Source organism: Vibrio coralliirubri (assembly GCF_024347375.1).
Lineage (GTDB): Bacteria > Pseudomonadota > Gammaproteobacteria > Enterobacterales > Vibrionaceae > Vibrio > Vibrio coralliirubri.
Genome location: NZ_AP025471.1, coordinates 1,079,316 through 1,103,509, shown reverse-complemented (window position 1 = coordinate 1,103,509; position 24,194 = coordinate 1,079,316). Strand labels below are relative to the sequence as shown.

Sequence of the window (24,194 nt, the reverse complement as noted above, 5' to 3'; positions counted from 1 at the left end):
TTAGGTGAGTAAATAAGCCTCCCAGATTTATTGAACGTATTTGTCGACCGTATCAAATATATTCTGGGTAGCCTTTTTGAAGTCCGAAGAGGTTTAGAACGTTAATAGATTGTTTTTCTTGATCTAAAGTGGTTATAACCTATTTCTGGCGGTGAACTGAGCGGGAGTTTTTGATATGGACCGCTGTACTTTTCTTTCGTTTTTATTAGACATTGGTAATGCTGTTGGAAATATTCTCGCGTTGGTATTGAGCTGTCTTTAAAGCTGATAAATGCCCCTTTAGTCCCACATACGTCAGTATCTCGACATACTTCCATCCAATCTAAAGCTCGATTCACATAATTATAGACAGGGTTATTTTGGCCTTTTTCGACCTCATAAACCTTTTCGTTCCACCAGGTTTGATATTGGATAGTGTATTGAGACGTTGTATAGGGAAAAGCGACCCGTTTACTGGCTTTTTCGTTCGTGTCGTTAGCGTAGAATGGCCCAGAAATAGCGCCCAGAGTAACGTAGCTGAACAGCCCTAATGACTCACTTTCTTTACTAATGAGAGTTGAAGTTAAAGATCGGATCAACTGCTCTTTGCCAACGTCGCTCAGCCCTTGGTTTGAGACGACCTTCGAGGTGATTTTGTGTGGGGCTGGGGAATCAAAATCGGGAGCAAACGGCTTACTTTTATCTGAAGCCGAAGAGAGACGCCTTACATCATACAATGAGTTTCTTGCCCAATGACCCATTAATGCAGAATCATAGAAATGCTTGCTGTCAGTGCCCGTTATTTTAAGCATTCCTGCAGAGAAGTATTGCTGTACAAAATCTTTAAGTTTCTCTTCGCTACCCTCCCAGTAACCATACATGATGCACGGGTGCTGAAGCTCTTTAAAACATTTTTTTTCAGTAGTAGATGTTGAGGGGATAGCATTGATTTTAAGGTTCGTTCCAACGAATTCTATGTTGTTCTCATCATTAATTGCATTTTCCCATTGCTCTAAAACGCGGTAAGTGGAGTTATGCCCGGTATCGGCTTCTTTTGTGTTCCAGTGCAGTTCAAAGCGATGAATTTCATTAGGGATCTCGAAGGTACGAACAGTGAATTCCAATACAATGCCGTAGCTCAACGCACCACCACCACGAAGTGCCCACAGTAGATCTGAATTTTGCTCATCGTTAACAATGATGACCTCACCATTCTCCAATAAGACTCTTGCTGCAACCAAAGATTCACAACACATGCCATGTAAGCGAGTCCAAGGGCCCCATCCCCCACCTTGAATGTAACCTGCTAAGCCAACCGTTGCGCAAGTTCCATGAGGTATGGTCAATGCAGGGCGCGTATCATTTTCGGTGTCGGCCAAAATAGGTATAAGTTGGTAGAAGCGATAGCCAGCACCAATATCGGCTACGTAGCCTTGAGAGTCTTGCTTCACATCCAGTGTTTTTAATCCACTTAGATCGAGCAGAACAACATCATTTCCAGTGCATTCACCTTCGTGATCATGCCCCCCAGATCGTACTTTTACGGGTAAGTTAAATTTAACGGCCAACTGATAAGCGTTGACGACGTCTGACTCACTTCGACACATAACAATTACGGACGGGTAAGCAATAAAGCGTGTATTAAAAATAAGTGTTTGAGCTTGATACTGGCTAAGGCCTGGACTTTGGGAGGGGCGAGAGCGATGTGAAACCAAAATCTGTGTTTTATCAACACCAAGTTCGGACAATTCATAGTAATAACGCGCAGTATTATTTTTGTATATTGCCATGAGGCGCTGTGCTTCTATTAACTGTTCGTGAGGTGTGTCGGATAGCTCGAATTGTGTATTGATATCGTTCATGACAGTTCCTTGTTTGAAGAATTCAGTGATTCTTTGATTGGGCATTGATAAATGGTTTGCCTTAGCAGCGCTATTGCGAAAAAGCGCTCCATTAGTGTCAAGCCACGTTTAATTCAGCCTTGGCTATCTAAACCGACTTGAACTAAGGTCGGCCTAGTCGATACCGCGGATATATGGTCGAAGAAATGGTCTAAATCCTCTTTGTTAACGTTCACTTCAACACTACTGCTCGTAGCCCCGCCACCACTTACTGCAGCATCATCACCCAAAGCCGCTATATCAAGACCGCCACTCATTTTGATTCCATTCATACTTTTAAAGGTCATTCAAAATGTACAGGAGAAGCTGTTTCATTCAATTACACGGTATTACACCATCGGTAGAGCAAGGTGTAATACCGTGTAATTGAGCGGAGCATTGTTAGGTACTAGATTCGTCGGAAACAAAATCTATTTCGTCAACATGGCTGAAAAGGGGGAGACAGAGCTCTTCGGTTCATGGAAGGGAAGGAGGTTTTGTGTAACGGTTTAACATTAAGGAGCTTCAAATGCGCATAAACCAATGGATATCTAAGCTGACACCGATAGCTGTAATAATTGGTGTATTTTCATCAGGCAGTGCCGCGGCTAGCTGCAGTACGGACCCTTTGATGGGTTCTGTGTGTGTAACAGCAGCAGAATTTTGCCCTGCTCCGTATTATATGAAAGCGGAAGGTCAATATTTGCCAATCAGTGAATGGCAAGCACTGTATTCCTTATTGGGTACAAACTTTGGTGGTGATGCTAGAACCAACTTCCAGCTGCCAGATATGCGTGGCCGCACCGCAGTAGGTCAAGGGTTTGGGCCTGGTTTGAGGGCTATAGCACTAGCTCAACGGGGTGGTGAGGATTTTATTAAACTTACACAGAACAGTCTGCCACCTCATAAGCATGTCGTCGGGGCAGGCGTTCGAGTTAATGCGAGCAATGTCAATATTGACGTTGCTGTGGAAGTCCCCCTTTCTACCAGTTCAGGAACTAGCCATAAGGTACCTGAGAGTGGCGCAACATTTTTAAACACGGTTGGTAAAGATAATTTTGGGGACAATCACGAAGTGAAGATTTATGGAAGCACTGGGACCTCGGGAGCGCATTTAGTCGGAACGGGGAAGTCTGAGGTGCAGTTTGGTAATAATATTTTCGTGGATGGTGAGGTGGAGTCTACTGGGGCGGGGAAGGAGTTTGAACACAGGCAGCCTTTTGTCGGGCTTACCCATTGTATTGCAGTGAATGGTACTTATCCTTCTAGGTATTAAATTTTTCTGTAAGGTGATGGTGGTGTTTGATTACGCTTCTTGACATGCGATAAAAGCTTCATTGGCGTGTGTTTGTTGATCTCTACAACTATTCACTGGAGCAAAAGGTACACCTGATCCTAGCTAGAACTGCTTAGCACCGAACTGAATTGATGAAAGGTGCAGCAAAATTGCTCATCGTTGAACTTTTTATAAATGCATATGGGTAAGGTGTACATCGTGCTTGTGGAACGAGATTTACGTCGATTTTTGTTGAGTACACAGTAAAGTGTATGCGCTACTTTTGATAAGCTGATGGTCTACATCCGTTAAGGCACGAGCATGGCGAAAAATAAAAAAGCACTTCAATATAGGCGTAGCTCCAAACCAGTACCGTTGTGGACGGAGGCTAAGCTAGTCACCATTCGACGACATCGTACCGAGGGTATATTAAGTTTCGGAGTGTCAACCATTTCTAGACAGCAAGTTTTATCTGATTACGAGCGTGTTTGGAAACAAACCATCGTCGAAGAAGCTTACCAACAAGCGATTATCGAGTTGTTAGAGCAGGGCCATGTCGTGTTAAGAGTAGAAGACTAAATAGGCTTCTCATTGGGTTGTTTTCTTTTGAGGAGTGTCTATCAAAAATGTGTTACGTCACTTGTAGCTTACTCGCAGGCGATCTCAGCACCAGAGAGCGAACGTTAGTTATCTATATATTGGAGGCATATATTTACTAGAGCCCTCGTTTCCCATTCCTTGCAATACCGCCTTATCTATAAACAAAATGATCAATCGATGGCACGTCAGCACTTGATGAATCAGATTCATGCTAAAACCGTGTACTTGTCATAGTCAAAACATTTTTAACTTAAGCACTCGACTTTGATTCTAGTATTGGGATTATTTTAACCAATAGGTCTTGGTTGATGTCACTTCCATTAGGATTTTTGCTGTCTCGATACGAGCGATTTGTATACCTGAGAGGTAATTTTAGGTCTTTATGGTATATGTGTATTACATATGTAATACATTGACGGTGCGCTTTTTGTTTTTTATTGTGTACTACACATGTAATACATGAGGTGTTTATTATGAAAACTAAGATCATCAGCGCTGCGAACCAAAAAGGTGGTGTTGGAAAAACCACGACTCTTGTTAATTTAGGGGCTGAGCTTGCACGAAAACGAAAAGTGTTAGTTATTGACCTCGATCCTCAAGGTAACTGCTCTAAAACGTTGACAGGGCAACGGGATTTTAAGTTTGAAGCGACGGTTGCTGCTTTATTTGATAAACCTAAAGTTGTGTCCATTGTCGATTTAATTCAACCAGCACAACTTAATGGAAACTCTATTGAAAATCTCTATGTTGTTCCCGCTGATGTTCAGCTGTCACGTGTCATCGAAACATCACTGACAAAGATTAATCGTGAACGAATTTTAGAAAAGCAATTGGTGAGGTTAGGTGATACTTACGATTTCATTCTTCTTGATACGCCACCCAACTTATCCTTAACGACCCTTAACGCAATCCAGGCTTCAGACCTCATCTTGATCCCTGTTGATTCTGGTGCTTTCTCATTAGACGGCATTAGTTCTTTACTCGAAGCTGTATCTGAAATTAAAGAAGACGAAGGTAATTATCTGATACTGAGGAATGAGGTCGACTCAAGAAACACTATCATTAATGAGTTCATTGATGAGGAATTGGAGGTAGTACAAGATAAATTGCTACCCATATCTATCCGCCGCTCTGAGCATGTCGGACAAGCAAATGCCGTTTCCTCTCCGGTGCGCTTTTATAAATCGGGTTCTCTTGTGAATAACGATTACCGTAAACTCGCTGTGTTTCTTTTGAATTTAATGTAATACATAGGTAATACACATGAGCAAGTTAAAAAAACGAGGAGCTATAACAGCTCTCTCTACTGACAAGAACGAAGGTTCAAGTAAGTCGACTGGAATTACGACTGTCAAAAAGAAAGTGACGACATCTTATCAAGTGCCTCCTTTGACTCTTAGAATGTCATTGACGGATAAAGAACGGATCACTGATTGGGTAGCAAGTCTGCAAGAGCAGACAGAGAGAAATGTGTCTGCAGCGAAACTGTACCGAGCCTTGGCTTTATACCGAGACAAGATCGATGATGGAGATCTCATTGAGTTGATCAATAAAATGAATTGAATGTGTGTTACCTATGTAATACATGTTTATTTTAAAGGCTCTGTGTATTCTAGGAGATGCCATAGAGCCGACCTCGGACTTAACTTCTAACACTGCTAAACACGACACTTGAAGCGTCGAATTACTGTTCTGAGCCGTACCTTATTGTAAAGAAAAACACTTTAAACGTGTCATTAATCATGACTCTTACCGCTACCTTCGGTTTTATCTTACGAGCTAGGCTTTGCTGGTCCTCTTCATTGTCACAAGTCTTAGCGCCTTGTCGTTTCTCTATATTGCCTTTCGCTGACTTCAATTAAGGTCGAGTAAAGGCTTGTTTTCTTATGCGCCGATTTTCTTTCACTCGCATCATTTACGGGCATGCAGGCTGTTAACCGTTTCTCCCCACAACCTGCTTTACAAGGGAGGCTTCGCCGCTGCGCGCCCTTGAAAAGCAGAACGATGTTGAGAGTTCGGACAGCCAAGCGGCTCCGAAAAGTGATACTCAAACAGAAAGGAAACTCTCATGGCGCAACGATACTCAATCCCAACTCTCTCTAATTCAAAGTTCAGCGACCAGCGTTTCGCCGCTGGGCACGAAAGCTCACCAAAAAATGATGTCTCTAGTCCTTTAGCGGTTTTGAAGTTGCGCTCTCAAGTCAAAAAGTGTCGTGATGAGGCGAAAAGAAAGTCTGATTGGGTTTCCAAAATCCAGCGTTTGAAAATGTTCAGTCGTCGCCAGTCGCCAGAGCAGCAGGCTGATATCGCAGCGTTAAAAGACCAAGGGTTCGTTGACGCTATCAAGCAGCAGTTTCCGCAATTGGTGTCGCGTCGTTTTGCTTTCCATGAAATCCGTGACTTTTTCATCGAATTAAATGGCGCTGGCTTTGGTGAATGGTTTCTTCACGAGCGAGTGGAGCACATCATTATGTACACCACTTATGGGTCTGTGTTTCCAGCGTTGCGCTTTGTGACAACGGGGGAGGGAACGTTTAAGTGCTCAGGATTTTGTTTCGATGTGCGTTTTGGCGCTTAGGGGTCACATGAAAGTGCGTTCTACAGTATCCGCTGACATATCCATGCACGTGATTTGGGTGAATTCAACCGACTTTTACTCCACCATAAAGGCGGTCAAGGTTCATGAGATTTTGGTGAATGAGTTTGGGTATACCGACTCTTTAATACTAGAGGAAGGCAACCGAGGGAAGGGGTGAGTATCAGTGTGTGATAACACTGCCACCATTAAGCAGATGCGAGAAGACTACGCCTACGCGAAAAAAACGGAAAGGACGATAGAAACAACCTCCGAGCATCGCGAGTCGGCTAAGGCTTTACTTTCTTCTCTGTATGACGACTAAAGTCCGCTGATGTGTGACGTCATCAAACACTCATAAGATCATCAACCTGTTTGAATTTTGTTTCGATATTCTAGCCGTTCGCAGTATCCAAACGGGTTGTGTTTTTCGACGAGCAACGCCTTGTTCGGTCCAGTACTAAGTAGCCAAGGTTATCGAGTGCGCGCGTTGAGGCCCTTTTGTGACAAATATGAGCGCGTCGTCGGAGGGGGGAGTCCTTGGTTGAGAGGGATGCGAACATTCGGTGTGTGATCACCCAGTCATGTAAACCAGGAAAAACGCTCGTCACGAGCAAGCATCAATATCGAGTGGCGCAAGTCGAGTAACCAGCTGGGCGCCCTCTTGGTGGGGGGGAAGGAACCTTTCTAACTGGGCGACGTGCTTTGGGTTGAGGTACTGGCTTAGGCTGTTCTTTTGGCTTGTTGTCGCGACTTCCTTTAAACCGTCCCATTTGAGAACCCTCACGCAAGGGAGGCTTCGCCGCTGCGCGCCCTTGCGCTGCAGAACCTGCAACTGGGTACGGACAGTCAGACGCTCACCAAGACCGAAAGGAAATACCATGTCAGCACATGCTCAATACTCAAATGTATCGTTATTCACATCAGAAGAAAAGGGCATCCTTGACCAGGCCGCAAGCATTCTCAAATCCAAACTGTTTATCTCAGAACAAACGCCATTAACCTCGCCTGAATTGGTGAAGTCGTTCTGCCAAACGTCATTGGCCGCCTGTGAATCGGAAGTGTTTGGGGTTATCTTCCTCGATAACCAACATCGAGTGTTGCGCACCCAAGAGATGTTCTACGGAACCGTTAATGCCGCCTCGGTCTACCCGCGCGAGGTGGTCAAAGCGTCGCTGGTTACGAACGCGAGTGCGGTTATTCTCTATCATAACCACCCAAGTGGCGACGCCACCCCAAGTCAAGCAGACTGCCGCATTACCCGCCAATTAACGGACGCGTTAGCATTGGTTGATATCCGAGTACTGGGCCACTTCGTGGTTTCATTCGAGAGTGTTGTTTCATTTTCTGAGCTAGGTTGGATTTAAAAAAGCGGCTTATGGCCGTTGATTGAAACAGGGTCTGGGACTATCTTCTAACAAACTTTTGGACAAAGACGTTTACAACCACTGACCTAAACCGTTTCTATCAGATTAGCAAAAAGTATCTTGAAACCTTAAGCGATTGTTATGCCTTTGTTTGTTCATACGCTACAGTTATAGGTGTAAAAAAGCCGATTCAACTGTATTAGTTTGAATCGGCTTAAAGAATTGATGAGCAAGAGCATATTCGATTATGCAACTGCTTTAGCTTTCTCAATTGTTGAGTTTTGAGACTCTGAAGCAGCGACGATCACTCTTTTATAAACTTTTTTCTTTTCACTTGAAGATGTACGCTTCACAAAATTTGACAATGGTGATGAAGCAACCTTCTTACTGCTAAAATTAAACATAAAGCCTCCTATCAACCTTTAAATGCCCACAATTTTGTTTACTTCTTCTACAGTATAATTCGGTTTCAGATAAGGTTTCAAGCTACTAACGTTACTATGATAAGTTCTAGTGCTGCCATCATTATCTTTCATCAACAAGTCGACTTGGATCTTTTTACCGAATTTTTCCTTCAACGCCTCTATAACTGCCTGAGAACCAAAGAATTGTTCTACGAAGTGTTCAGGGAGAATTTTTCTACCTTCAACTTTTTCTCTCGCGTTAACAAATTCCCATGCCAGTTCAGGGCGTTGATACACAAATATTATCAGTACATCTCTGTCTTTGTCTAAAGATCTTTGAATGTTTTTTTCCGCTACATGGTAGCTTGATAACGTTCCATCTAACAAAAAACTCTGACCATTCTTAAAGATATAGTCCATCGAACGTTCAACAAGAATAACAACTGCACGCTGAAATAGGTATGAATTCGAACCATCGTAATCTTCAAATTCAATGCGTAAGTCATCAGGATCTAGACGAAGAACTTGCACATGACCATCAGAGATAGAAGCAACTAATTCTTTAGATGATTCTGTTTTCCCTGCCCCTGGAGAGCCACTCATAAAGACAGATACAGGAGCCTCTTCTGGAAGGTAAACTGCTTTATCAGTAAGCCTTCTACAAATCTTAGTCCTGTTTTTCTTGGCAAAGATGACTGCCCAGTCCCTGATTGCCAGTTCTTCGTCATTAAGATCCAAGATGACCATCTCAAAATTATTATGTTTCGCACATTATACACAATAATTAACGCCTAAAGGCATAACTTGCTCTAACCTCAAGTGCATCTCAATACGTATAAATAATTCATGTGAAATATGGAGTTGAGCACTATGAAAAAGTTCGCCTAGCTAAATTTGGCTAACTTAGGGGCGACAAACATACAAAAGAATAAACACTCTAAGAAAGTGCCAATGGTAAAAATGGCTTTGTTGCGTAATTAAATTTAGAGATAGAGCCAACCCGTTTCGCTTGTTTCTTAGTCAATACGACAAGTTTCAGGCATACCTAACCCAGTAAGCTTGTTCAACGCTTTTATCATCGCGTAAGTTTCACCCACCTGGGCATTGTAATTTCTTAAGCTCAGTTTCCCTCCTAGCAACTGTTTAACTCGATACATCGCTGTTTCTGAGAGTGAACGTTTGTGGTATCCATACCGCTCTTTCCAATACTTATTTGAGTCGTATAATTTCTGGCAACCCACGGCGAGATTTCGAGGGTGACCACGCTCCCAGAAGGCAGCCCCTTCTCTTGGGGGAATAAGCGCAATAGCTCCCTTAATCTTAATAGCAGCGTGACACGCTCTCGTGTCGTAAGCGCCATCACCAGACACCTCAAGGATACTTCGGCGTGTTTGTTTCAGTAAGTTCGGGAGTACTTCTCCATCTGTAACCGTCGATAAACTTAGCTCGGCGGCAATGATCTCATGAGTGTTGGTATCGACTGCAATATGCAGCTTTCGCCAGACTCTACGCTTGCCATCCGTCCCATGTTTTTTGACTTTCCATTCACCTTCGCCATAAACCTTAAGGCCAGTAGCATCAATGGCTAGGTGCTGTATCGCTCCTCTCGTTTTAGTCTTAAATGAAACCTCAACTTGCTTGGCTCTACGACTGATGCAGGTGTAATGCGGACAACTTAACGGTACATGGGCTAACCTAAATATCGAGTCGATAAATCCTTGCAGCGCTCTCAATGGCATAGAAAAAACTCGTTTGACCATGAGTGCTGTCGTGATAGCTAAATCACTGAACCGACGCGGCCTACCGCGCTTATTCTGTTTGCTTTGCGCCCATCCGCTTATTGCTTCTTCATCAATCCAAAAAGTCAGAGAACCACGGTTAATGAGTGATCGGTTGTATTGCTTCCAGTTGGTTGTTTTATAACGAGGCTTAGGCATAGGACTACGAGATAGAGTGGAGGTAGCTGATCAGATCGTAGGTTCTTGATTTAGTTCCATTGAATTACGCAACAAAGCCGGTAAAAATTCAAACTGGTAGGTAGAACAGAGCATCACAGTACGACGCTTCACAGAGTTTCGAAGTGCCAACTGTGAAGGTTCTGGACAGAAGCTTGTTAGCAATCTTGCTAAGTTAGCACAATCTTAATTAGTTGAGGTAACACGAAGTCGCTTACACTCATGCACAGTATCACTGAGTAGTGAGAATCTAAAAAGGAATGTTCTATTTTCATAACGGCCCCTAAATTATCTAACGACATGCTCCTTCATGTTAATACGTCTGCTATCAACTTTTTTCCTTCAAACATACCTATTCGCTCTTTTAACTGAAGAACTTTACTGCCTCCCCAAGGCTTTGTTGCGTAATTAAATTTAGAGATAGAGCCAACCCGTTTCGCTTGTTTCTTAGTCAATACGACAAGTTTCAGGCATACCTAACCCAGTAAGCTTGTTCAACGCTTTTATCATCGCGTAAGTTTCACCCACCTGGGCATTGTAATTTCTTAAGCTCAGTTTCCCTCCTAGCAACTGTTTAACTCGATACATCGCTGTTTCTGAGAGTGAACGTTTGTGGTATCCATACCGCTCTTTCCAATACTTATTTGAGTCGTATAATTTCTGGCAACCCACGGCGAAATTTCGAGGGTGACCACGCTCCCAGAAGGCAGCCCCTTCTCTTGGGGGAATAAGCGCAATAGCTCCCTTAATCTTAATAGCAGCGTGACACGCTCTCGTGTCGTAAGCGCCATCACCAGACACCTCAAGGATACTTCGGCGTGTTTGTTTCAGTAAGTTCGGGAGTACTTCTCCATCTGTAACCGTCGATAAACTTAGCTCGGCGGCAATGATCTCATGAGTGTTGGTATCGACTGCAATATGCAGCTTTCGCCAGACTCTACGCTTGCCATCCGTCCCATGTTTTTTGACTTTCCATTCACCTTCGCCATAAACCTTAAGGCCAGTAGCATCAATGGCTAGGTGCTGTATCGCTCCTCTCGTTTTAGTCTTAAATGAAACCTCAACTTGCTTGGCTCTACGACTGATGCAGGTGTAATGCGGACAACTTAACGGTACATGGGCTAACCTAAATATCGAGTCGATAAATCCTTGCAGCGCTCTCAATGGCATAGAAAAAACTCGTTTGACCATGAGTGCTGTCGTGATAGCTAAATCACTGAACCGACGCGGCCTACCGCGCTTATTCTGTTTGCTTTGCGCCCATCCGCTTATTGCTTCTTCATCAATCCAAAAAGTCAGAGAACCACGGTTAATGAGTGATCGGTTGTATTGCTTCCAGTTGGTTGTTTTATAACGAGGCTTAGGCATAGGACTACGAGATAGAGTGGAGGTAGCTGATCAGATCGTAGGTTCTTGATTTAGTTCCATTGAATTACGCAACAAAGCCCCTCCCCAAAGGAGCTTACTACCATGTTTTTCAATATTCCAACCTGGTGACAAGAACTCCTCATAGTGGCTTTGTTTCCTAATTCGAGTTCAGGTATAAACTCGCCTAATATGGAGAATTGTTAGGCGATTACTATCGTTTTAGGCATACCTAGAACAGTGAGCTTGTTTAACGCTTTGATCATGGCGTAAGTTTCGCCAACTTGGGCGTTATAATTTCTTAAACTTAATGTTCCTCCGAGCAGTTTCTTCACACGGAACATCGCCGTTTTTGCTCGCTTGTTAATGTATGAATAATGAGGGTATAACAATGGCAGTTGAGCAAGCTTGAAAACAGAATTCATGAATCCTTGCAGACCTCTCAACGGCATAGAAAATACCCGTTTGACCATAAAAGCCGTCGTAATCACTATGATTAATAATATTTATAGGGTGGATTATCTATAATGATAACTAATTATTGTGAGTGGGAATGTTTTGATATGATTAACGCTTTTTAATATAAGTGGTATTTCCGCTTCCAAATAAATTAATTAACAGATAGGCTTTTTCTAGATAAAGAGGAGTTACCTTTAATATGGAAAAGCATTTACCCTTGATTAGAAATGGTCTTATATGCTCTACGGGGCGAGGAAGTCATGAGATCACTTTTGAAGAAAATAAAGTTAAAATAGATTCTTTCAATGTTGAGCATATTTCTCAGATGCTTAGTCAGGAGGTTCTGATAGATTTAGATATAAATAATATAATCAATTTTGTTTATACAGTGGGACAGCGCTGGAAGAATGAAGAATATTCAAGAAGAAGAACGTACATTAGAAACCTAATTACCTACTTAGGTTATTCACCACAAATGGCAAAATTAGAGGCCAATTGGATCGCAATGATTTTATGCTCTAAAAATGCCCTATATGACATTGTGAATACTGAGCTTGGGTCAACCCATATTCAAGATGAGTGGTTACCTCAAGGTGAGTGTTATGTAAGAGCATTCCCTAAAGGGCGAGTCATGCACTTACTTGCAGGTAATGTTCCCCTTTCCGGTGTGACATCGATATTGCGTGGCATTCTGACTAAAAATCAATGCATCGTACGAATGTCGGCTTCCGATCCATTTACTGCGCATGCATTGGCAATGAGTTTTATAGACGTCAATCCGGACCACCTAATTTCTAAGTCGATCTCTGTACTGTATTGGCCACATAAAGCTGATACGACAATTGCGGAAGAGCTCATTAGTCATATGGATGCGGTTGTCGCTTGGGGAGGGCATGATGCTATTGATTGGGCGGTTAAGCATTCGCCTTCACATATTGATGTTTTGAAGTTCGGCCCTAAAAAAAGTTTTACTATTTTAGATGAACCGACCAACTTAGATGAAGCGGCTTCCGGCGCTGCTCATGATATTTGCTTTTATGACCAGAATGCTTGTTTCTCTACCCAGAATATATACTTTTGTGGGGACAACTACGAAGCTTTTAAGGATAAGTTAGTAGAAAAATTATGTCTTTATGAAAATATTCTCCCGAAGTCTAGGCAAAGTTTTGATGAAGAAGCTTTGTTTTCATTTACTCGATTGGAGTGTCAATTCTCAGGTCTCAACATTATATCGGAACCGAATAATAAGTGGATGATTATAGAATCAGACGCTGGTGTCGAATACAACCACCCTTTAAGTCGTTGTGTTTATATGGCTTTGTTGCGTAATTCAATGGAACTAAATCAAGAACCTACGATCTGATCAGCTACCTCCACTCTATCTCGTAGTCCTATGCCTAAGCCTGGCTTTGTTGCGTAATTCAATGGAACTAAATCAAGAACCTACGATCTGATCAGCTACCTCCACTCTATCTCGTAGTCCTATGCCTAAGCCTCGTTATAAAACAACCAACTGGAAGCAATACAACCGATCACTCATTAACCGTGGTTCTCTGACTTTTTGGATTGATGAAGAAGCAATAAGCGGATGGGCGCAAAGCAAACAGAATAAGCGCGGTAGGCCGCGTCGGTTCAGTGATTTAGCTATCACGACAGCACTCATGGTCAAACGAGTTTTTTCTATGCCATTGAGAGCGCTGCAAGGATTTATCGACTCGATATTTAGGTTAGCCCATGTACCGTTAAGTTGTCCGCATTACACCTGCATCAGTCGTAGAGCCAAGCAAGTTGAGGTTTCATTTAAGACTAAAACGAGAGGAGCGATACAGCACCTAGCCATTGATGCTACTGGCCTTAAGGTTTATGGCGAAGGTGAATGGAAAGTCAAAAAACATGGGACGGATGGCAAGCGTAGAGTCTGGCGAAAGCTGCATATTGCAGTCGATACCAACACTCATGAGATCATTGCCGCCGAGCTAAGTTTATCGACGGTTACAGATGGAGAAGTACTCCCGAACTTACTGAAACAAACACGCCGAAGTATCCTTGAGGTGTCTGGTGATGGCGCTTACGACACGAGAGCGTGTCACGCTGCTATTAAGATTAAGGGAGCTATTGCGCTTATTCCCCCAAGAGAAGGGGCTGCCTTCTGGGAGCGTGGTCACCCTCGAAATTTCGCCGTGGGTTGCCAGAAATTATACGACTCAAATAAGTATTGGAAAGAGCGGTATGGATACCACAAACGTTCACTCTCAGAAACAGCGATGTATCGAGTTAAACAGTTGCTAGGAGGGAAACTGAGCTTAAGAAATTACAATGCCCAGGTGGGTGAAACTTACGCGATGATAAAAGCGTTGAACAAGCTTACTGGGTTAGGTATGCCTGAAACTTGTCGTATTGACTAAGAAACAAGCGAAACGGGTTGGCTCTATCTCTAAATTTAATTACGCAACAAAGCCCCTAAGCCTCGTTATAAAACAACCAACTGGAAGCAATACAACCGATCACTCATTAACCGTGGTTCTCTGACTTTTTGGATTGATGAAGAAGCAATAAGCGGATGGGCGCAAAGCAAACAGAATAAGCGCGGTAGGCCGCGTCGGTTCAGTGATTTAGCTATCACGACAGCACTCATGGTCAAACGAGTTTTTTCTATGCCATTGAGAGCGCTGCAAGGATTTATCGACTCGATATTTAGGTTAGCCCATGTACCGTTAAGTTGTCCGCATTACACCTGCATCAGTCGTAGAGCCAAGCAAGTTGAGGTTTCATTTAAGACTAAAACGAGAGGAGCGATACAGCACCTAGCCATTGATGCTACTGGCCTTAAGGTTTATGGCGAAGGTGAATGGAAAGTCAAAAAACATGGGACGGATGGCAAGCGTAGAGTCTGGCGAAAGCTGCATATTGCAGTCGATACCAACACTCATGAGATCATTGCCGCCGAGCTAAGTTTATCGACGGTTACAGATGGAGAAGTACTCCCGAACTTACTGAAACAAACACGCCGAAGTATCCTTGAGGTGTCTGGTGATGGCGCTTACGACACGAGAGCGTGTCACGCTGCTATTAAGATTAAGGGAGCTATTGCGCTTATTCCCCCAAGAGAAGGGGCTGCCTTCTGGGAGCGTGGTCACCCTCGAAATTTCGCCGTGGGTTGCCAGAAATTATACGACTCAAATAAGTATTGGAAAGAGCGGTATGGATACCACAAACGTTCACTCTCAGAAACAGCGATGTATCGAGTTAAACAGTTGCTAGGAGGGAAACTGAGCTTAAGAAATTACAATGCCCAGGTGGGTGAAACTTACGCGATGATAAAAGCGTTGAACAAGCTTACTGGGTTAGGTATGCCTGAAACTTGTCGTATTGACTAAGAAACAAGCGAAACGGGTTGGCTCTATCTCTAAATTTAATTACGCAACAAAGCCTCATTTAATTTTCACATCTAAACCAAGTGATATTAAGGTACCTACCAGTGTTGTGATCACCACCGATATCAATGAACCAATCAGCACATACTCAGTCATGCTTCGGTCGTCTGATTTATTCAACTCACCAAACCTAAATATTGACTTAGCCGCCAAGACAAAACCCACCGCTGCATAGCTCCCCACAAGCGTAAAGGTCAGTATTAACACTCGCTCTAAGTAACCGATTAACTCACCACCTGCGATAAGACCACTAATACTAGTAGTATCTGTATCTGTATCTGATATCGGAAACTTCCTTAAGACGCTGCCAATCACAATCGAAGTTGGCTTGAGAATTAGTAAGTAAGCAAAGACCACCATAACACCATCTGAGAACTTCTCATCTTGTAGTACGACATCGATCGTTACACCATCTGCCATGTGAAAGGCAATGGCTACTAGCACTGAGACATGCAAAGTTTGGTCAATAATAAAATAGGAAAACTTACCACCATTTCGCGCTCTTACTTTCCACAAATCGATAATAAAATGACTTACCGCTATGATAACTACCAAGCAAGTAGTTGAGCGCCAGTCAATACCTAACGCTATAGCAGGAATTATCAATGCGACGCCGTGTAATAGTGAGTGAAAGTACAGTTCAGTTGAACGGTAAGTGTATTTTTTCTTTGCTTCTACCCATTGGTTCGGCTGGAGGTAAAAATCACAGATGATGTGAATCATCAAGAACGGTATTAGAACATCAAAAAAATTAAACATACTTGAGTCCCGCCACTTGGTTTATGAATCGCCAATTTAGCTCACTGATTAGCGGCCAACCTGAAGCTTTAAGAGACTTACTGGCAGTGGCAGTAGCAACATCGAGCTTTTCTGCTAACTCACTAATAGATAAACCTTCATTGGTTCGAAGCATCGGAAGCATAACTTCACATTGGCGCGAGGTTAATTCCGTTAGTTGTCTATCGAGGTACTTAAAGAGTAAGTCAAAGTGCTCAGAGAGTGCGAAACGGTCAGAGTTAAATAACAACCTGTCGCTTTTTAAGGCTTTTAGTCCACGTCCAGAAAGAACAAATGCTTCACCCATCGATTCAGAGACAGACTCACGCAAATCGGCATTAGAGGCAAGAGCAAGGCTAATGCGACTATCAAACTCTTTGCCAAGCGCTTTAATGCCAATACGATAAATGATGGTGTATCTCAGAGCGCTTTCAATATCATGCACCACGGTCTGAAATTCATCGCCACGCTCAATACTGTGCGCATTTGATGAATTTCCTTCGGTGATTAGTCTCTGAATGTCTTTGATTCGTTTAAGAAGTTGTTCAAACTGTTCAGATGTTAGCTTGGTTGAGTTGACAATATCGCCGCTGATCACTGCGATAGGTTTAGAGGTAGGCTCCACATTAAAACTCCTTCTTTCATGTAGATGCCAATTTAGCCGTTTATGGCTAATAATGCAAATTTAGCCATTTATGGCTAATAGGTGAAAATTAGCCGTTTAGGGCTAAACGATTCATGAAGCTTGTCATTACCTTAGTTTGATTGCCATCACTTTTACGAGTGCCGTTCGACTACTGTGGTAGTGCTCTAATATGATCTGCACCATCAATAATGGATACTGAGTTAAGCGACTTTTCCATATTTGAAGTAATTCATAAAATACTAATTTAGTAAAGTCACTGACTCACTTTTGCCCCTTTCAAAGTTAACTGACGTATCAGATGCTTTTTACGGTCGAGTATTTGACTTATTTTTTCTAATCAGTGTGTCTAGTTGATTGAAGCCATTTAGGTAGGAGCATTATTTTTGAATACAGAACCAACGGTAAATACTGATGCACTCCTTAAGCTCCTTTCTTCAGAATTGAAATTGCTGTCCGGTATTTGTTGACCACTACACCCTCACGCTTAGGTTAAACAAGCAAAAGAACCAAAAGGACAGCGTCAGGCTGTTTACATGTATTGACTGCGTGGCTAGTAGTTACCTCTCGTAAAGCAACCGACCTACAATTATAAGGATACAGTGTAATTCTCATGAATAACTTAATTGTGCGCTTAAGTTGTCACACTAGGGTGGTGAACGTTGAAATGCCTATTTTTATATCTTTCTGTATTTACGTCAATGTTCGTTCAGGCAGACGATACGTTTAAAAAGCTGCTTGATCAGAATTTTGCAACGGCTGTGCTACTTAGTGACAGTGATGCGATCTCATTGGGTTTTCATGACTTCGATGCGAGCAGTGTATTTGGGGACAACCTAGGGAGTATGGAAGCGTTGGATAATCGAAAACAGATTAGTGTATATAACGCCCCATTTACATGGAAGCTGGATGAATTAACGCTCAGTAATGGGAAAAAGATCAATCAAAACGTATCTTTGTTTTTTTCCTACATAGAGCAAACAAGAGAGTTTAAGTTTACAGAAAACTCAAACAGCGGCAGTGACAAATCGACTGAGAATGTCATGACGGTCGGAGCAAAATACTGGTCAAGTTATCCTCTCTCAGAAGTATGGAGCATACGTTCTGGGATGAGATCTAATCTGATGTATTTTGAGAATAAATACGATTACAACGACCCTACAACCACGCTCTTTCGAGAGCAGCTTGATGGCTTTGTAGTTAATACAGACGCTTGGGCTTTTACCATGCAACCAAGCATAGAGTCTCACTATCGAAAGCCTCAGTCATGGGGGCACTGGGAAGCGTACAGTGAATTAAATTACTTCTATGGTCACGGGTGGGGAGAAGCAAACAATGGCGACATAGGTAACCCCGAAGGCTGGTACTGGATAAATGGTTTGAAAGGATTCTATGACATCTCGGACTGGGGAGGGTATGAACAAACCTTGTTTAGTAGCGTCCGAAGAATCGACGTTGGTGCCGACCTACAAGCCCCCTTGGGAGCTGCTCACTTCTATGAATGGGGCTTGGGGTGGTTAGTTTCCGCACCATTTTTGAAGACCTATATCGACAACATAGGAATTGGCGTCAATCTTAATTATGGAAGTAGCTTAAAAGGTGGCACGATTGTATTGCTGATCAACCAAAAATAAGCAACTGAACTTTAAATAAAACTTGTACAAAACAGGCGGTAAGTCGCCATATAGTGGCTCAGTGAATTTGGCCCAAAGGTTAGAGATTTTGCAATACCCCAGGTAATCCGTGAAAAGCTAATTTAGTAAAATCACTGACAAGCTTTTGTCCAAAAGCTTCTCAGGTTGAATTTTTACCCGTGGCACTTTCTAACTCGAAAGTGTCGAGTAGACGACATACTCAGGTCAAGATGACTGGGCTCTCCAAGCGACTACTACCCCAAGCTTGCATGACATCAAATTTGGGGGTTAGCAGATTTTAAGGCACTTTCATGATAAATTTGCCAACATGATAAAATCGATTAACAACCTTCAATTTATATGAATGAGCAACCAACCTCAATCAACAAAGACCATTTGAAAAAAACTTATCCGAGCAGAACTGGAGCTAACATGGTTTGATAATAAATCAGATAGCCCTGATATGTCTTGGGTTACTCCTACGGTGATAGAAACATTGTTTACTGAGTTGATAACTCATACGCGTGGTAATCAATCAAAGGCTGCTAGGATGTTAGGGATCAACAGGGGGAGTTTCAGCGAAAAATCAAACCAGATTACAAGTAATGAACTTGGATTGGTTGAAAGCCTATAGGTATATATCAGCCTATTAGGACACAGCAGAGGGCGCAGTCATCATTACCTTGAAAAACGCGGCAAGTCAGTAGCTTGGTCTAAGTTTACCCCCGTGATATATCACGGGGGTAGTAGCGAACGGCATGATAATAATGGATAACTTTTGGTAGGGTAAACCAACAGCCTACAACTGCTTTTGTACAGGGCAAGGGTATTGCTCTTTGAGAGCGGCAACAAGGTAGCTTCCGATAGAGCCCGCAAGCCTATTATATTTTTTTACACGAGGATCATGCTCAATTTGGTTATTGATAAGATCCATTAGCTCTTTTGTTTTCCAGTTATATAAAGTGTCGCGATTGGCTGCATCTTTCATGGGCAAGCAATAATCAATGCGCTGATCGCGAGCATCTAATCGAGTGGTATAAAAATCTACCGTATCTGCAGCAGCACGAACGGTGGCTAATAAGTATTGATACTCTTGATTATTCGTCTTTTTATAATACTCCAAGTAATACGTCATAGAGGCTGGATTGTTTTTACTGCCTGAAAGTTCATCAAAACCTTGTGCCGTAGCTCCTGAAAAAGAGCACCATGTGAATAAGCCTAATACGATCCATTTCATCATCATTATTCTCTCCATTTAATACTTTATATAATACTAGGTTGTTTTGATACCTTACTTGGGTTACTCAATAATTAACCATTATTTATAGTTAAGTTCGGGTTTTATCCTCCTCATTCTCTGTTGGCTGCAAGGTGGAAGGTGGCTCAACACGGTTACTGGTGCCCTCAAATTGTTCACGTGTCTCCTCCACGATTTGTGAGTGGTTGTTGGGGGTGTAATAACGCTCAGTGCCGCCGCGCTGTTTATGCTGCTCAATCACCGTTTGGCTAGTGTTGCCTAGAGCTTTACCTTTGTATTGTTCGCCCACCATCGTTTGCCACTCGGCTTGAGTCGGCTCAGGATTAAAGGTACGTTCGTGATCTTCTTGAGTGGGTACGCTGGCTAGCACAAAATCTTTAAACGTGTCGGTTGTTTTAAATGCTTCCCATTCATTTGCTCGATCTTGGCGTGATTTATCATTACTACCGGTAAGAATCTGCTTTGCTCGTCCTTCTTCAGATTTATATTGCTCCTCCACAAAATCTTGGAATGGTATTTCCAGTTTCTCAATCAGGCTCGCCACTTGACGATGCTCTTGGCTGTTGACTTGACTGAGCGTATCGACCTCTTGTTGAGCTTGTGTCGTGGACGTTATCAAACCTTGTGTCTCACTATAGCTCGCCGTAAAGCCAGTGGCGTAAGTGCCCATCTCCGTATTACGTTCATCGGCCGTGAGGCGGTTGCTCGCCTCAATGGTTTGGTTGGCACCTGAGCGGTAGGATTCGATGGCGGCTTGTATTCGGCTTTGTTGTTCGTTGCTCATGCTGCTGAGCGTCTCACGGTCTTCCTGTGTCCATTTTTGTCCCGTGGACGCGTTCACACTTCCATTAAATCCTATAGCACCACCGAGAGCGCCGCTTGACAGTCCAGCGTTCACGTCATAGCCACCGTACGCAGAGTGTAAGAAGGCATTGGCTTTCTCATGGCTCCATCCGGTTGCTGCGATGACTTGTTCTGTCGCTTGACTCACTTGCTCTAAGCCTTTTGAAGCTGCGGCAGTTGCACCGTGCCCATGAGTTAAACCGTAACCTTGGGTTGACGAATAACTCTCTTTCCAATCGGCCATCAGTTGAGTGCCACTTTGTGTGCTTTGCGACAAGGCCGCTTGTTGTGTCGAGAGGTTGGATTGAGCATTGGTGTGCAAGTCTTGCACCGCTTCACTGTATTGACTGGTTGATGCGACGTTCCATTGGAAACTCGACGCGGTAGGGCTCGTGTCATATACGGTGGTATCACCGTATTGCGTTGAAAGCATACCTTTAGTGTCTTGGGTGGTGGTACCGTGTTGTTTCAACAGGGTCGACGTATCAAACTTATTGCCATTGACGTTGTTAAACGTGTGGGTCTGCATTTGCGTATTACCGTGGCTGATGTCACCGCTTGAGGCCGCGGCTGAAGTACGGGCATTGGTTTGGTTTATCATCCCCGCCAGTTGGTAGTTTAAACTGCTCATCATGGCCGCCGCCCCCTTGGTTAACGCTAAGGCAATCGCGGGGGTGGACATCATCAAGTAACCGGTAATGGCGGCGTAACGCGTGTTGACGTAATCAATGCCGCTCATGTTCGAGAGGGTAATGCCGCGTAACCCTTGTGTCGCGCCCTGAGTCGCCCCTTCTAAGAACCACATCATGATCGCGTTGAGGATGGTGAATATCATTGGCCAAGTCGCCAGATAGAAAAAACTGCCCACATAGTTTTTAAGGACAAGCAGCGTCATATGTGGCAGCAAGGCAATAATGGCAATGATCGCCCCAAAGCACACAAACAAAATCACCCCTATCGAGTGCATCAGTGGAATGAACTCTTTGGCTTGTAGCCCAATGTTGGCCCACATGGTCGTCGTTTGCATTTGGTTGGCGGTGTAGGCGTAGTTGGCCGCGATACCTCGGTGCGTGTTTTCGATGTTCCAGCGCGTCATGTTGATGACCATGTTCTGTTTTAAAATATCGACCGCGCTGTTGCTGACTCCAATTAAATCTTGGTGGCTATTCTCGATGGCGTTTCTTAAAAACGTTGAGTTGATATTGCTTTCTCTTCCTAAAATATACGCGCCCAGTTTATTGAAGGTTCGATTGGCTTCTTCATCAAATTGTTGAGTGAGTTCAGGAAACGCGTCGCGGCAGGTTCTGTATTCACCCTGGGGGTTATAGAGTCCACGAATGGGGGACATCGATTTTGTGGCGAGAAAACCGAGTAAATCCGGTGCTTGCAGGATGTTTTGCATGGAGTACTTTTGGTTAATTCGAATGTCTCCGACGATGCAGTTGTGATAAAAGTCTTTCCAATAGCGTGCAGGTCAATGGTTTCGGCGTTGGCGCTACGAAGCAAGGTGTATAAATTCGAACCAAACACCATGCCCGAGGAGCTGTAGCTTTCATCCTCTGTACTGCTAAAGACGATTTCAATGCCTTCGGTTAAGCCTTGCATGAACGTGGTGGCCGCCCAACCGGGTATCGCGACGATGTAAGGCACGTTATTCACGTAATAAATGCGCATGGGATCTTGCGCGTCATTGATATGGACGGTGGCTTTCATGCTGATAAGAAAAGTAGGGATAGCCAAGTAAATGAACATAAAACGCATCACATGTTTCGCGTCTCGATAGATAAAAAAAAGAGTGGCACTGATGATAAAAGCCAGTTGTAAGGCGATTTCGATTAACGAGCCAAAGGTGTTGGTGGTAAAAAAAGTGGCGACAGCGTTCAAGGCTCGTTGCAATTGAGGGCCTGCGCCATAGAGATAAAAGTCTAAGGTCATAGGGGATCTCCTTTAATGGCCAAAGGTGAGGTTCGATAGGGTAGCGTCACTGGCCGATTGGCCAAGGAGCTTTCGTTTGCGTTTTAGGCGCTCAGTGAGGGCTAAGTACGCGTTCAATTTTGTTTTGTGGCGATCTCGAAGGGTTTGTAAGTAGTCCCTTGCCCTATTGATGCCTTCTAGAGTGCGATTGACGTCGGTTGGGTTCACCGACGCGAGGTTGGTCATGGATTGATTGACGATCATCAGCATGTTATTGAGATAGGCATGTAAGAGATCGGCGGCAATATTTTGAGCGTATAGATGGCTTTCCGGTTGCAGGTTGAGGTGCGCATCATCAATGAGCATCGCCAAGATAGGAATGTCACTGAGTTCAACAAAACTCTTCTCGGATTCGGTGATAGGTTGGTCAGATTGTAAGTGGGCGTAGAGCGTATCAACGGTTTGGCGCACCTTGGCGTTAAAGGCTTGGCTTTCACTTAAGCGGATGGCGCTGAGGCTCATCGAGAGGCAGGTCTCGGTGTTTTCGCATCGATACACCTCCAAATCCCCTCCGGTCAAAAGGGCGTTAATCGAGGTGTCGTTACCCACTAACATGGCCGGAATGTAGCTTGGCGTCCCCTGCGCGTCGTAAATGACGGTGCCAGTGAGGCTTAGGATAAATTCGGCGACCTCTTGATTGTCTTGAAGGTAAGCGCTTTTCATGAGCGCACCCCACACCACATTTAGGCTCACTTTCACGGCGTGCGCCGTGGCATCATCGGTGTTGCCAGCCAGTGTGCTCTGGTTGGTACGGACGTTGCGACATTCGTGTTGCGCTTCTAACCAATCAGCGAAAGCGTTGCTTTGTGTGCCTAGGGTGGCGCAGGCATGACGCTTGGCTTCCCCATCGGTAAAGGCCGCTAAACCCGAGACCGCCGATTGTGCTACTTGGCAAGAGTTCATCGAGGTGGTAAGGAACTGGTCAGCAATAGCCTGCAGCTTGTCCCGATTCTCTTTGATGCTCGGCGCCCAAGTTTGCAGCGCTAAATCCACCGCGAAGGGCACGGCGTTGGCAATGACGGCTTTACCAAAAGACACCAGTTGATCCGAATTAATGTGAGAAAAACCGCCCATAAAAGCATCAATGCCTCCGCATCCTGCGCTGACAGAAGGCAAGGTGATGGCGGCCAATTGAATGTTTTTGATGTTTGTGCGAGCAAACAAGCTGCCCGCATTATAGTAAGTGGCGGATTGGCCTTGATAGGCACTTGGGTTCGTGATGTTGCGGCTAAAACTGCTGTCATCCCAAAAGCTGTCCATGGCGTCGCCCAGGCCGCCTGCATGAAGTGAACCGGCAATACTCATCAAGAGAGCCAGGAGGGTAGGTCGTGTCATTGTAAACTCTCCATTATGGCGATATCGGCGCGCACGGCTTGGTAGCTCTTAAGCAGCTCAGTGTACGGAACATTGCCTTCACTCAAACGCACGTACTTGCCATTGCTGACATTGATTAAGAACGTGGCGGGCGTAATGGCGTGTTTGAGATCCCCAAAAAACGCGGCGGTGATGTCAGGATTGGTCGGGATAGGCGTGGTGAAACCGGGGATAGGCTGTCCGTCAAAGGAGAAATCGTACAAAGGTAATTGAGTGGTTTGCTCGAGTCGCTTCATGGTCGGGGCAAAATGGTGACACTCAGGGCATTGACTAAAATGGAAGAACACCAAAGCGTACTGACCTGTCATCACAGGGTGAGTTTGCGCTTGAGCGAATGAGGTTGAGGCGAGCATCATCAGCACACCCAGCAATAACGTGCGAAGGAAAACGTTCATAG

At 44.0% G+C, this 24,194-nt stretch carries 21 protein-coding genes and 4 pseudogenes; 11 read left to right on the top strand and 14 right to left on the bottom strand.

The genetic code is table 11. The features are described from left to right. Nucleotides 1-101: 101 nt before the first annotated feature. A complete protein-coding gene (locus OCV20_RS21570; RefSeq protein ID WP_086774674.1) occupies nt 102-1,841 on the bottom strand; it encodes an FAD-binding oxidoreductase in 1,740 nt (579 codons plus the stop codon). 113 nt (nt 1,842-1,954) lie between these two features. After that, nucleotides 1,955-2,137, bottom strand: a complete 183-nt coding sequence (locus OCV20_RS21565; protein ID WP_086774675.1) for a hypothetical protein — start codon at nt 2,135-2,137, stop codon at nt 1,955-1,957. A gap of 251 nt (nt 2,138-2,388) precedes the next feature. Here OCV20_RS21565 and OCV20_RS21560 point away from each other — a divergent pair, with 251 nt between their 5' ends. The 6 genes from OCV20_RS21560 to radC all read left to right on the top strand — a co-directional run bounded on the left by OCV20_RS21560 (nt 2,389) and on the right by radC (nt 7,677). Beyond that, nucleotides 2,389-3,135: a phage tail protein gene (locus OCV20_RS21560; protein WP_086774676.1), complete on the top strand. Its 747-nt coding sequence runs from the start codon at nt 2,389-2,391 to the stop codon at nt 3,133-3,135. 441 nt (nt 3,136-3,576) lie between these two features. After that, nucleotides 3,577-3,714 carry a hypothetical protein gene (locus OCV20_RS21555; protein ID WP_238382818.1) on the top strand — a complete coding sequence of 46 codons (138 nt, stop codon included), beginning with the start codon at nt 3,577-3,579 and terminating at the stop codon, nt 3,712-3,714. A 494-nt stretch (nt 3,715-4,208) separates the two neighbouring features. Then, complete coding sequence (locus tag OCV20_RS21550) at nt 4,209-4,982, top strand: ParA family protein (RefSeq protein ID WP_086774678.1); 774 nt, start codon at nt 4,209-4,211, stop codon at nt 4,980-4,982. 16 nt (nt 4,983-4,998) lie between these two features. Beyond that, the gene (locus OCV20_RS21545; protein ID WP_050649261.1) at nt 4,999-5,298 is read left to right on the top strand and encodes a hypothetical protein; all 300 of its coding nucleotides are present in this window, start codon (nt 4,999-5,001) and stop codon (nt 5,296-5,298) included. A 505-nt stretch (nt 5,299-5,803) separates the two neighbouring features. Beyond that, entirely contained in the window at nt 5,804-6,313 is a 510-nt protein-coding gene (locus OCV20_RS21540; RefSeq protein ID WP_050650778.1) for a hypothetical protein, read from the top strand. An 878-nt stretch (nt 6,314-7,191) separates the two neighbouring features. Next, nucleotides 7,192-7,677, top strand: a complete 486-nt coding sequence (gene radC / locus OCV20_RS21535) for a RadC family protein (protein ID WP_086774680.1) — start codon at nt 7,192-7,194, stop codon at nt 7,675-7,677. A gap of 245 nt (nt 7,678-7,922) precedes the next feature. Here the strand turns inward: radC and OCV20_RS21530 are convergent, their stop codons facing one another. The 6 genes and pseudogenes from OCV20_RS21530 to OCV20_RS25970 form a co-directional block, all read right to left on the bottom strand. Then, the gene (locus OCV20_RS21530; RefSeq protein ID WP_016799988.1) at nt 7,923-8,081 is read right to left on the bottom strand and encodes a hypothetical protein; all 159 of its coding nucleotides are present in this window, start codon (nt 8,079-8,081) and stop codon (nt 7,923-7,925) included. A gap of 18 nt (nt 8,082-8,099) precedes the next feature. Continuing rightward, nucleotides 8,100-8,828 carry a zeta toxin family protein gene (locus OCV20_RS21525; RefSeq protein ID WP_086774681.1) on the bottom strand — a complete coding sequence of 243 codons (729 nt, stop codon included), beginning with the start codon at nt 8,826-8,828 and terminating at the stop codon, nt 8,100-8,102. Between the two features lie 269 nt (nt 8,829-9,097). Next, nucleotides 9,098-10,018 carry an IS5 family transposase gene (locus tag OCV20_RS21520; protein WP_261881408.1) on the bottom strand — a complete coding sequence of 307 codons (921 nt, stop codon included), beginning with the start codon at nt 10,016-10,018 and terminating at the stop codon, nt 9,098-9,100. A 465-nt stretch (nt 10,019-10,483) separates the two neighbouring features. Beyond that, nucleotides 10,484-11,404 (bottom strand): IS5 family transposase, encoded by a 921-nt coding sequence (locus tag OCV20_RS21515; protein ID WP_086773621.1) that lies wholly within the window; start codon nt 11,402-11,404, stop codon nt 10,484-10,486. A gap of 200 nt (nt 11,405-11,604) precedes the next feature. Beyond that, nucleotides 11,605-11,757 (bottom strand): annotated as a pseudogene (locus tag OCV20_RS25975) (IS5/IS1182 family transposase); the annotation flags it as partial. A gap of 48 nt (nt 11,758-11,805) precedes the next feature. Beyond that, nucleotides 11,806-11,853: pseudogene (locus tag OCV20_RS25970) on the bottom strand (hypothetical protein); the annotation flags it as partial. Nucleotides 11,854-12,059: 206 nt separating this feature from the next. On the opposite strand from OCV20_RS25970, the gene OCV20_RS21505 reads away from it, so the two are divergent. The 3 genes from OCV20_RS21505 to OCV20_RS21495 all read left to right on the top strand — a co-directional run bounded on the left by OCV20_RS21505 (nt 12,060) and on the right by OCV20_RS21495 (nt 15,237). Next, the gene (locus OCV20_RS21505) at nt 12,060-13,223 is read left to right on the top strand and encodes an aldehyde dehydrogenase family protein (protein ID WP_261881452.1); all 1,164 of its coding nucleotides are present in this window, start codon (nt 12,060-12,062) and stop codon (nt 13,221-13,223) included. 121 nt (nt 13,224-13,344) lie between these two features. Further along, nucleotides 13,345-14,265, top strand: a complete 921-nt coding sequence (locus OCV20_RS21500; RefSeq protein WP_086773621.1) for an IS5 family transposase — start codon at nt 13,345-13,347, stop codon at nt 14,263-14,265. Between the two features lie 105 nt (nt 14,266-14,370). Further along, entirely contained in the window at nt 14,371-15,237 is an 867-nt protein-coding gene (locus OCV20_RS21495; RefSeq protein ID WP_261881530.1) for an IS5 family transposase, read from the top strand. A gap of 54 nt (nt 15,238-15,291) precedes the next feature. On the opposite strand, the gene OCV20_RS21490 is transcribed toward OCV20_RS21495, so the two are convergent. Further along, a complete protein-coding gene (locus OCV20_RS21490; RefSeq protein ID WP_086775836.1) occupies nt 15,292-16,053 on the bottom strand; it encodes a DUF3307 domain-containing protein in 762 nt (253 codons plus the stop codon). Then, nucleotides 16,046-16,696 carry a hypothetical protein gene (locus OCV20_RS21485; protein WP_086775837.1) on the bottom strand — a complete coding sequence of 217 codons (651 nt, stop codon included), beginning with the start codon at nt 16,694-16,696 and terminating at the stop codon, nt 16,046-16,048. The genes OCV20_RS21490 and OCV20_RS21485 overlap by 8 nt, the downstream gene beginning before the upstream one ends. A gap of 680 nt (nt 16,697-17,376) precedes the next feature. On the opposite strand from OCV20_RS21485, the gene OCV20_RS21480 reads away from it, so the two are divergent. Then, entirely contained in the window at nt 17,377-18,348 is a 972-nt protein-coding gene (locus OCV20_RS21480; RefSeq protein WP_238382930.1) for a Solitary outer membrane autotransporter beta-barrel domain, read from the top strand. Between the two features lie 360 nt (nt 18,349-18,708). After that, nucleotides 18,709-18,982 (top strand): annotated as a pseudogene (locus OCV20_RS21475) (helix-turn-helix domain-containing protein). 165 nt (nt 18,983-19,147) lie between these two features. Here the strand turns inward: OCV20_RS21475 and OCV20_RS21470 are convergent. The 4 genes and pseudogenes from OCV20_RS21470 to traF all read right to left on the bottom strand — a co-directional run bounded on the left by OCV20_RS21470 (nt 19,148) and on the right by traF (nt 24,192). Beyond that, nucleotides 19,148-19,591 carry a hypothetical protein gene (locus OCV20_RS21470; protein ID WP_082243067.1) on the bottom strand — a complete coding sequence of 148 codons (444 nt, stop codon included), beginning with the start codon at nt 19,589-19,591 and terminating at the stop codon, nt 19,148-19,150. An 85-nt stretch (nt 19,592-19,676) separates the two neighbouring features. Next, nucleotides 19,677-22,384: pseudogene (locus OCV20_RS21465) on the bottom strand (conjugal transfer protein TraG N-terminal domain-containing protein). A gap of 12 nt (nt 22,385-22,396) precedes the next feature. Then, nucleotides 22,397-23,758, bottom strand: a complete 1,362-nt coding sequence (locus OCV20_RS21460; RefSeq protein WP_086775839.1) for a conjugal transfer protein TraH — start codon at nt 23,756-23,758, stop codon at nt 22,397-22,399. Then, the gene (traF, locus tag OCV20_RS21455) at nt 23,755-24,192 is read right to left on the bottom strand and encodes a conjugal transfer protein TraF (RefSeq protein ID WP_086775840.1); all 438 of its coding nucleotides are present in this window, start codon (nt 24,190-24,192) and stop codon (nt 23,755-23,757) included. Before traF ends, OCV20_RS21460 begins: the two co-directional genes overlap by 4 nt. Nucleotides 24,193-24,194 lie beyond the last annotated feature (2 nt).